The organism is Succinimonas sp. (assembly GCF_045225735.1).
Classification (GTDB): domain Bacteria; phylum Pseudomonadota; class Gammaproteobacteria; order Enterobacterales; family Succinivibrionaceae; genus Succinimonas.
This window is the reverse complement of sequence record NZ_JBGVBR010000346.1, coordinates 1-9464: the sequence shown is the minus strand read 5'-3', so window position 1 is coordinate 9464 and position 9464 is coordinate 1. Positions and strand designations below refer to the sequence as shown.

Sequence of the window (9464 nt, the reverse complement as noted above, 5' to 3'; positions counted from 1 at the left end):
AAGAGCGGCAGTAAGAGTGGTCTTACCATGGTCAACGTGACCGATAGTGCCTACATTAACGTGAGGCAGATTACGAACATACTTTTCTTTAGCCATTTAATTCAATTTCCTTTCAAAGGGCCCGCCTGAGAGACGGGCTTAAAAACAATTAATTCTTCTTGCCACGGGCTTCAATAATAGCATCTGAAACATTTCTCGGTGTTTCAGCATACTTACTGAATTCCATTACATAAGAAGCGCGACCCTGAGTCTGAGAACGCAGGTCAGTAGCATAGCCGAACATTTCAGCCAGAGGCACATGAGCATGAATGATCTTGCCGGTAGGACCGTCTTCCATTCCTTCAACCATGCCGCGACGACGATTGATATCGCCTACAACATTGCCCATGTAATCTTCCGGAGTCTCAACCTCAACCTTCATGATAGGCTCAAGAAGAACCGGGCTGGCCTTCATGAAACCAGACTTAAAGGCAATGGAAGCCGCAGTCTTGAATGCCAGTTCAGAGGAGTCAACTTCATGGAAGGAACCGTCGTAAACAGTTACCTTGACATCAACAACCGGGTAGCCTGCAAGAACGCCGTCCTCAACAGTAGCCTGACAGCCCTTGTCAATGGCCGGAATGAATTCCTTAGGAATCACGCCGCCCACAATCTCGCTGGCAAACTCGTATCCCTTGCCTGCTTCATTAGGCTCAAGACGCAGCCAGCAGTGACCGTACTGACCATGACCGCCGGACTGACGGATGAACTTGCCTTCGCATTCAACCTTGGTACGGAGAGTTTCTCTGTAGGCAACCTGAGGCTTGCCCACATTGCATTCAACATGGAACTCGCGGCGCATACGGTCAACGATGATGTCCAGATGGAGCTCTCCCATGCCGGAAATAATGGTCTGACCGGATTCTTCATCGGTGTGCACCTTGAAGGAAGGGTCTTCCTGAGCAAGACGCTGCAGGGCAAGGGCCATTTTTTCCTGGTCATCCTTGGTCTTAGGTTCAACAGCCAAGGAAATAACAGGATCCGGGAATTCCATGCGCTCGAGGATAATAGGCTTATTCTCATCGCAGAGGGTATCACCGGTGGTAGCTTCCTTAAGACCGATGCAGGCAGCAATGTCACCGGCATAGATCTCAGAAATCTGCTTTCTGTTATTGGCGTGCATCTGAACCAGACGGCCAAGTCTTTCACGCTTGCCGCGGCTGGGAATGTACACGGCATCGCCGGACTTCACGGAGCCTGAATAGCAGCGCACGAAGGTAAGATTTCCAACGAAAGGATCGGTGGCAATCTTGAATGCCAAAGCAGAGAACGGTTCGGTATCAGAAGCCTGACGCTCGGCAGGTTCGCCCTCGGGAGTTTCGCCCTTAACGGCCGGAACATCCACCGGAGAAGGCAGGTAATCAACCACAGCATCAAGAAGCGCCTGAACGCCCTTGTTCTTGAAGGCGGTACCGCAGGTAACCAGAGTGATTTCGCAGTTGATAACTCTCTTGCGAAGACCCTTTACGATTTCCTCATCAGTCAGCTCTTCGCCGCTGAAATACTTATCCATGAGAGCTTCATCAGATTCAGCAGCTGCTTCAACGAGCTGTGAACGATACTCTTCAACGTCTGCCTTCATGTCCTCAGGGATGTCGGTATACTCGAAGGTAACGCCCTGATCTGCTTCATTCCAGTCAATGGCCTTGCGCTTGATAAGGTCAACAACGCCAACAAAGTTGTCTTCAGCGCCGATAGGGAGCTGCAGAGCTATAGGATGACCGGCAAGACGGGTCTTGATGTGCTCAAGAACGCGCTTGAAGTTGGAACCGGTACGATCCATCTTGTTAACGAAGGCAATGCGAGGCACGTGGTACTTGTTAGCCTGACGCCAAACAGTCTCAGACTGCGGCTGAACACCGTCTACAGCGGAATAAACCATTACAGCGCCGTCAAGAACACGCATGGAACGCTCTACTTCAATGGTAAAGTCCACGTGGCCCGGGGTATCAATAATGTTGATGCGGAAAGGCTTAGCATACTGATTGGACATACCGCGCCAGAAGCAGGTGGTAGCTGCTGAGGTGATGGTGATGCCGCGCTCCTGTTCCTGCTCCATGAAGTCCATGGTAGCAGCGCCGTCGTGTACCTCACCAAGCTTGTGATTTACACCGGTGTAAAACAGAATTCGTTCAGTAGTAGTGGTTTTACCAGCATCGATATGTGCGGAAATACCGATATTACGGTATTGCGCAATAGGAGTTTCACGAGTCAAGATTTGAATTCCTTATGAAATTAGTTTTTAAAAAGGTGTTACGGGAACACCCGCACAAAACTATCGACACAGACTACCAACGATAGTGAGCAAAAGCCTTGTTGGCTTCAGCCATACGATGAACGTCCTCGCGTTTTCTTACTGCAGAGCCCTTGTTGTCTGCTGCATCAAGAAGTTCTGCTGCCAAACGCTGAGCCATAGACTTTTCGCTGCGGGAGCGCGCAGCCTCTACAAGCCAGCGCATTGCCAGAGCATTACGACGAACAGGACGAACTTCAACAGGTACCTGGTAGGTAGCGCCGCCGACACGACGGGACTTAACTTCTACGGCAGGACGAATATGGTCAAGAGCTTCTTCAAAAATATCAAGATGAGCTTTTCCGGACTTTTCAGCTACAGTGTCAAGAGCACCGTAAACAATGCTTTCTGCTACTGACTTCTTTCCGTCAACCATTACTACATTAATAAATTTAGCCAGCAATTCTGAACCGAACTTGGGATCAGGAAGAATCTTGCGCTGACCAACTACACGACGTCTAGGCATTTTAAAATCCTCGTATTTTCAGGAGTTTCCCAAAACACAAAAAATAATTACTTACAACTAAGTTTGGCCTTACTTAACGGGGATTCCCATTAAGCCTTGGGCTTCTTAACACCGTACTTGGAACGGCCCTGCTGACGGTCCTTAACACCGGCAAGGTCAAATGCTCCGCGCACAGTATGGTAACGAACACCAGGAAGATCCTTAACACGTCCGCCGCGGATAAGCACTACAGAGTGCTCCTGAAGGTTATGACCTTCGCCGCCGATGTAGGAGGTTACTTCAAAACCGTTGGTTAAACGAACACGGCAAACCTTTCTCATAGCAGAGTTAGGCTTCTTAGGTGTAGTAGTATATACACGGGTGCAAACACCGCGCTTCTGAGGGCAAGCCTGCAAGGCCGGAACCTTGTTCTTGACTACCTGCTTAACGCGAGGCTTACGCACCAGCTGATTAATAGTAGACATTATCGCTCCATTAATTTCTAAAATTTCCTTTCGGAACACAGCAAATAGGTAAGACCTACTCAAACAACCAGAGCCGCAGAGTGACAGATAGCACACTGCAAAAAACTCAATCGCGTGATTATAATGATACAAAGCAAAAAAAACAATAAAAAAGGATGCTCAGAAAAAGGATTTTTTTGAGCAGTCTGGAACGGAAGCCGGGAGAAAAACAGAAAGCACGGCAGGAAGCGCCGGAATACGAAAAAGATAAAAGGCTGGCCGGCGCTTATGATCCGCAATAACTTATTTAAAGGTAACAGGACTGCCGTATTTGCTCACCAGTTCCACAAGCTGCGCGGCATTTGCCTCTTCTCCGCAAAAAACGTTAATGCCGCGGGCTGTCATATCATAAGAGCTGACATAAAGACTGGGCACATCCGTTAAAACATCGAAAAGCTCATCATCCAAAAGAGCATTAACTCCGTCCCCCATCAGATACAGAATATCATCAGGATGCATGGTTTTCAGACAACGGCTCAGGATATCGGAATTTCTGGGGTCCGTATTTATAATAAAAACCCGCGGAGCGGATGAAGCCGGAGAAACAGCCGTTCCAGCCAAATTATTATCCTCTGCGGCAGTTTCAGGCAAGGCTTCAGATGTTTTCCCCGGTGCCACCTGAGATTTCTCGGTATTGTCCATCTATTATAAAACTCCTTAGATCAAAGCATAATGACGTCTGTATAGCTTCTGAGGCTTTCGTAAAAGCTCTTCTCCTCAAGAACGGTTACCGGAATTATAAAATCATCCGCCCGATAACCGGCTTCCGTAAGTTCCTCAGCCATAACATAAATCACCGTAATTTCCAAAAGCTCCAGGAGAGGAACAGACTTGATAAAATTCCTTTCTCCGGCATTTTCAGGAACCAGGGCAGAATTTTTCTGAAAAACATAGAAGGCCGGTCTGAAAACAAAAGCCGCGCATTTATGATAAAAAACCGATGCTCCCAGAAGATAATCCAGCTCTTCGCGATTATCCGGCAAGGCCGTTTTTGAAAACACGCATGCCAGCGATCGGCAGGAAGATGCGGGAGGACAAGGTGATAATTCCATACAAAGCTCAGCGGTTAAAAGACTACCAGACGATCAGAACGGACAGAAAGATCCGATAGTTCAGCCAAGGACGACATTCTGAAAAATGAAGCCGCGCTTTCAGGGGTTACACCCCTTCGGGCTCCGGCTGCTTCGCAGTAGAAAAGTTCAGCTGATTCAGAGCATTTCTGAAAAAATTGCAAAGGATGCCACTCATCAGAGGCGGGACTTATGGTTTTAAGCGCGTTCCAGACGCCATCAGCCAGAAAAAAAATACTGAGCTCATGTCCTTTCTCCAGAACAGCAGCAATAAAATCACATGCGGGTTTAAGACGACTGTCTCCATATGGGGGCATAGTCATAAGCACAAGAAATTTCATGAATGAGCTACAGACAAATATGAATCATCAAAAAAGAGACCCCGCAAAAAGGCATTCCGCGCATAGCAAAGGTCTCTGTAATTCATGGTAAAAGCGGTTTCTTAATCCTTGTAAGCAACCAGCTCTATTTCGCAAAGAACATCCTTCGGAAGCCGGGCAACCTCCACGCAGGATCTGGCAGGAGCTGCTTTGCCAAAATACTCGGCATACACTTCATTAAAGGCAGCAAAATCATTCATGTTCTTAATGAAGCAAACTGACTTAATAACATTGTCAGCGGTCATGCCGGCAGCCTCCAGCACGGCAATAAGGTTTTTGCAGGACTGCGCAGCCTGAACCTTTATATCGCCTTCCACAATTTTTCCGGTAGCAGGATCCAGAGGAATCTGACCGGAGGTATAGAGAAAATTCCCGGCTCTCACAGCCTGAGAATACGGACCTATGGCAGCAGGAGCCTTAGGGGTACTGATAATTTCCTTAGTCATAAAACAGCCTCAGAAAAAAAACATGAAACAAGGGACACGAAAAATTATAGGAAGATAATGCAAAATTACAACCCGGAAATGAAAAAGGCCGGCAAAAAACCGGCCTCATCATTACAATAAGCTAAAAAAGAGGATTACTTGAGCTCAACCTTAGCGCCGGCAGCCTCGAGTTCCTTCTGAAGAGCCTCGGCATCAGCCTTAGGAAGGGCTTCCTTAACCTTGCAAGGAGCGGACTCAACGAGATCCTTAGCTTCCTTAAGGCCAAGACCGGTAGCGCCGCGAACAGCCTTGATAACAGCAATCTTGTTAGCGCCGATATCAGCAAGAACAACGTCAAATTCGGTCTTTTCTTCAACAGCGGCAGCAGCGGCAGGGCCGGCAGCTACAGCAACAGCAGCGGAAACACCAAACTTTTCTTCCATTGCCTTAACAAGCTCAACAACTTCAGTTACGGTTAACTGGGCAATTGCCTCAATGATTTCTTCTTTAGACATGACAAAAATTCCTTTAAAAAAATTAAACCTAATTTAAGCAGCTTCCTGGAGCTTATCGCCAAGAGCAGCCAGAGTACGAACGAGTTTGCCAGCAGCAGCCTCTTTGAGGGTTGCCATAAGATGCGCGATAGCTTCTTCGTAGGTAGGAAGAGTAGCGAGAACATCAATATTCTCAGCAGTGATCAGCTTACCTTCAAAAGATGCGCCCTTGATCTGGAACTTTTCATTCTTCTTTGCAAACTCCTTGAACAGACGAGCGGCAGCGCCCGGATGTTCGTTGGAAAAAGCGATCAGTGTCGGACCGGCAAAAAGATCATCAAGAACGGTGAACTCGGTTCCTTCAACTGCCCGCTTGAGCAGAGTGTTACGAACTACTCGCGCATATACCTGATTCTCGCGGCAGAGCTTGCGAAGCGCAGTCATCTGTGCGGCAGGAATGCCACGGGAGTCAGCAACTACTGCTGATTTTGCATTCTTGGCAGCTTCGGCGACTTCGGCAACAATAGCCTTTTTGTCATCAATTAGTAATGCCATTTGCATTTCTCCTGGACAGGAAAAGCTGGATTAACCAGCGCAATACCCTTTCGGGCCCCTCGGAAAATCTTCCAGAAGAAAGATAACTTTCATTCTGGGGGTTTCCGTCTACGCAGGAAATTAAGGTTACCCGCCTGCGGTCTTGGACGAGAGTAAAACCCTCGAACAAAAGGGGGATACAGCAAAAATCCCCCCGAAATTTCTTTAGTCTGCCAGCTCGGACTTATCAAGAGTTACGCCGCAGCCCATGGTAGAGGAGGCAATAACCTTAATAAGATACTGACCCTTGGAGGTCTGAGGCTTAGCCTTCTTAACAGCGGAAACAAGAGCGTTAAGATTGTCCTTCAGATCCTCTGAAGAAAAGCTGGCCTTGCCAATGGAAGCCTGGATGTTACCCTGCTTGTCATTTCTGTAACGAACCTGACCAGCCTTGGCATTCTTAACAGCAGCGGCAACATCAGGGGTAACAGTGCCAACCTTGGGGTTCGGCATGAGGCCGCGCGGACCAAGGATCTGACCCAGCTGACCAACAACTCTCATGGCATCCGGAGAAGCAATTACCACATCAAATCCGGACTCGCCCTTCTTAATCATGTCAGCCAAATCAGCCATGCCGACGAATTCAGCGCCGGCTGCCTTTGCTTCTTCTGCCTTGGCGCCCTGAGTAAATACTGCTACGCGAACAGTCTTGCCAGTGCCATGAGGAAGAACTACAGAACCGCGGACAGTCTGGTCTGATTTTTTGGCATCAATGCCAAGGTGCAGACATACATCAATGGACTCGTCGAATTTGCAGGTGGCAAACTTCTTTACAACATCGAATCCTTCAACTACGCCATATACTTTGGTCTTATCAAGGGCTTTCTTGATTTCAGCCATGCGCTTGGATAATTTTGCCATTTTATAAGCCCTCCACCTTGATACCCATAGAACGAGCGGTACCGGCAATAGATCTTGCTGATGCTTCAGCGTCAGCTCCGGTCATGTCGCTGTTCTTGGTGGCAGCGATAGCAAGAAGCTGATCCTTGGTAATAGTTCCGACAATCTCCTTGCCCGGCTTATGGGAAGCAGTATCAATACCAAGAGTCTTCTTGATAAGATAAGAAGCGGGAGGAGTCTTAAGAACAAAGGTAAAAGACTTATCTGAATAAACGGTAATAACAACAGGAATCGGAGAGCCTTTCTCAAACTTGTCAGTCTGAGCATTAAAAGCCTTGCAGAATTCCATAATGTTAACACCCTGCTGACCTAATGCCGGGCCGACAGGGGGAGCAGGATTTGCCATTCCTGCCTTAACCTGAAGCTTTACATAAGCTTGAACTTTCTTAGCCATTTCACTATCCTTCTGGGTACAAACGCGCCGAAGCACTCCCCTTTTGAACAAAAAAGTCAGATTACCTGACACAAAAACGACTGAATTATATACAATTTTTGACAGGGGTCAAGAATTTTTCAAAGATAAGCTGTTCTGCAGCTTTTCGACAACCATTAAAAAAGGGCCCGCTAAAGGAGCCCTTCTGTTAATAACAAAAAACGTTACTTTTCTTTAACCACTTGGCTGAATTCCAGATCCACCGGAGTAGAACGGCCAAAAATGGTAATCGAAACCTTAACTCTGTTCTTATCGTAGTCAACTGACTCCACAGTACCGGCAAAATCCTTAAAGGGACCGTCAATGGCGCGAACCAATTCACCGGGTTCAAATACAGTCTTAGGTCTCGGCGAATCCTCTGTTTCCTTGAGACGGCTCAGAATACGCTCAGCCTCGGCATCGGTAATGGGCATAGGCTTATTTACGCTGCCGCCTACAAAGCCCAAAACCCTGTCCGTGTGTCTGACCATAAGCCAGGTCTTCTCATTCATTACCATCTGAATAAGCACATAACCCGGGAAGAATTTTCTTTCGGACTCAACCTTCTTCCCTTCTCTCATGTCACGCACTTTTTCTTTAGGAACCAGCACTTCCCCGAAAAATTCCTGCATTCCCTGATTCTTAATTTCCAGTCTCAGGGTATCGGCAACTCTCTGCTCATATCCGGAAAACGCCTGGATAACATACCATTTCATTTTAGGATTGGCTGACACTGCTACGATATCGGTTTTTGCCTCTTCCTTTTCTTCAGCGCCGGTATTATTCTTCTGCGACATATACAATCCTTAAATCTTGTTGAACAGGCTTATCAGGGTCATGAATACCATGTCAAAAAGCCACAGCATCAGAGCTACAACTACAGTAACAATCCCAATGTATACAGTAGTGGCGCGAGCCTCCTGACCGGTGGGCCACACCACTCTTCTTACTTCTATATAAGATTCTCTAGTAAAACTGATGACATGTCTGCCAGTGGTAGTAAAACCAACGGTTACAACAGCCAGGACAATTACGAAAATTACACCGAGGGCCTTAAAAAGCTGGTATAACTGATTTTCGGAAAAGAAAGACTCATACTGTCTGTTCAAATAATAGTTTCCGCCCACAGCGACAACCAGCAAAATCACAGACAGCGTCCACAGGAAAATATCCTTGCCGCTGATCTTCTTTCTTTTTTCCGCGGACACGGAACTTTCAGGAGCTGCGGCAACATTGCCGGCGGTCTGCTCATTTTGTTCCTGCTTATTCTTCTTTGACTTTGAAGTCATGAAAAGATTCCTTTTATACTAGAGTACCTCGAAATAACAGCTGCCAGAGCAGTCTGCAATTCCTAATCAGAGAAAGGACGCTGCCAGAAGGACTCCTGTCCTTTCCCCGAAAATTCATCGATAAGTTTGCGGGGCATTATATACATTTTGCAAATTACCCGCTATTAAAATTTGGGACCGCCGAAGCAGTCCCAAATCATGCAAACAATTATCTGTGGCAAATGCCCGGGAATCATCCCAGGCACGAGACTTAAAATTAAGCCTCAACCTCAGCTACAACGCCGGCGCCAACGGTATGACCGCCTTCGCGGATAGCGAAGCGGAGACCCTTGGACATGGCAACCGGGTGAATCAGAGTTACGTTCATGGTTACGTTGTCACCAGGCATAACCATTTCGGTGCCCTCAGGAAGAGCGATGGTGCCGGTAACGTCGGTGGTTCTGAAGTAGAACTGCGGACGATAGCCGTTAAGGAATGCAGTGTGTCTGCCGCCCTCTTCCTTGGTCAGAACATATACTTCTGCCTTGAACTTGGTGTGCGGAGTAATGGTGCCAGGCTGAGCCAGAACCTGTCCGCGCTCAACTTCCTCGCGCTTGGTG

General features: G+C 47.5%; 14 protein-coding genes and 1 pseudogene. All 15 read right to left on the bottom strand.

Features of this window, described 5'->3' with window-relative positions; translation table 11 throughout:
- A partial coding sequence (locus tag ACJROR_RS12335; protein ID WP_406545348.1) for a GTP-binding protein occupies window positions 1-96 on the bottom strand: 96 nt, incomplete at its 3' end.
- A gap of 52 nt (window positions 97-148) precedes the next feature.
- Window positions 149-2254: an elongation factor G gene (fusA, locus tag ACJROR_RS12330; RefSeq protein WP_406547286.1), complete on the bottom strand. Its 2106-nt coding sequence runs from the start codon at window positions 2252-2254 to the stop codon at window positions 149-151.
- A 73-nt stretch (window positions 2255-2327) separates the two neighbouring features.
- Window positions 2328-2798, bottom strand: coding sequence for a 30S ribosomal protein S7 (gene rpsG / locus ACJROR_RS12325; protein ID WP_406547285.1), 471 nt, complete (start codon window positions 2796-2798; stop codon window positions 2328-2330).
- Between the two features lie 89 nt (window positions 2799-2887).
- Window positions 2888-3262: a 30S ribosomal protein S12 gene (gene rpsL / locus ACJROR_RS12320; RefSeq protein WP_019000483.1), complete on the bottom strand. Its 375-nt coding sequence runs from the start codon at window positions 3260-3262 to the stop codon at window positions 2888-2890.
- Window positions 3263-3544: 282 nt separating this feature from the next.
- Window positions 3545-3943 (bottom strand): DsrH/TusB family sulfur metabolism protein, encoded by a 399-nt coding sequence (locus ACJROR_RS12315; protein WP_406547284.1) that lies wholly within the window; start codon window positions 3941-3943, stop codon window positions 3545-3547.
- Window positions 3944-3963: 20 nt separating this feature from the next.
- A complete protein-coding gene (locus tag ACJROR_RS12310; protein WP_406547283.1) occupies window positions 3964-4353 on the bottom strand; it encodes a hypothetical protein in 390 nt (129 codons plus the stop codon).
- Between the two features lie 14 nt (window positions 4354-4367).
- A complete protein-coding gene (locus ACJROR_RS12305) occupies window positions 4368-4712 on the bottom strand; it encodes a DsrE/DsrF/TusD sulfur relay family protein (protein ID WP_406547282.1) in 345 nt (114 codons plus the stop codon).
- Window positions 4713-4813: 101 nt separating this feature from the next.
- Window positions 4814-5197, bottom strand: coding sequence for a RidA family protein (locus tag ACJROR_RS12300; protein WP_406547281.1), 384 nt, complete (start codon window positions 5195-5197; stop codon window positions 4814-4816).
- 134 nt (window positions 5198-5331) lie between these two features.
- Complete coding sequence (gene rplL / locus ACJROR_RS12295) at window positions 5332-5691, bottom strand: 50S ribosomal protein L7/L12 (RefSeq protein ID WP_406547280.1); 360 nt, start codon at window positions 5689-5691, stop codon at window positions 5332-5334.
- Window positions 5692-5724: 33 nt separating this feature from the next.
- Entirely contained in the window at window positions 5725-6225 is a 501-nt protein-coding gene (gene rplJ / locus ACJROR_RS12290) for a 50S ribosomal protein L10 (protein ID WP_406547279.1), read from the bottom strand.
- 204 nt (window positions 6226-6429) lie between these two features.
- Entirely contained in the window at window positions 6430-7125 is a 696-nt protein-coding gene (rplA, locus tag ACJROR_RS12285) for a 50S ribosomal protein L1 (protein ID WP_406547278.1), read from the bottom strand.
- 1 nt (window position 7126) lies between these two features.
- Window positions 7127-7558, bottom strand: a complete 432-nt coding sequence (gene rplK / locus ACJROR_RS12280) for a 50S ribosomal protein L11 (RefSeq protein WP_406547277.1) — start codon at window positions 7556-7558, stop codon at window positions 7127-7129.
- Between the two features lie 203 nt (window positions 7559-7761).
- The gene (gene nusG, locus ACJROR_RS12275; protein ID WP_406547287.1) at window positions 7762-8292 is read right to left on the bottom strand and encodes a transcription termination/antitermination protein NusG; all 531 of its coding nucleotides are present in this window, start codon (window positions 8290-8292) and stop codon (window positions 7762-7764) included.
- Between the two features lie 90 nt (window positions 8293-8382).
- Entirely contained in the window at window positions 8383-8865 is a 483-nt protein-coding gene (gene secE / locus ACJROR_RS12270; RefSeq protein WP_406547276.1) for a preprotein translocase subunit SecE, read from the bottom strand.
- A 256-nt stretch (window positions 8866-9121) separates the two neighbouring features.
- A pseudogene (gene tuf / locus ACJROR_RS12265) lies at window positions 9122-9464 on the bottom strand (elongation factor Tu); the annotation flags it as partial.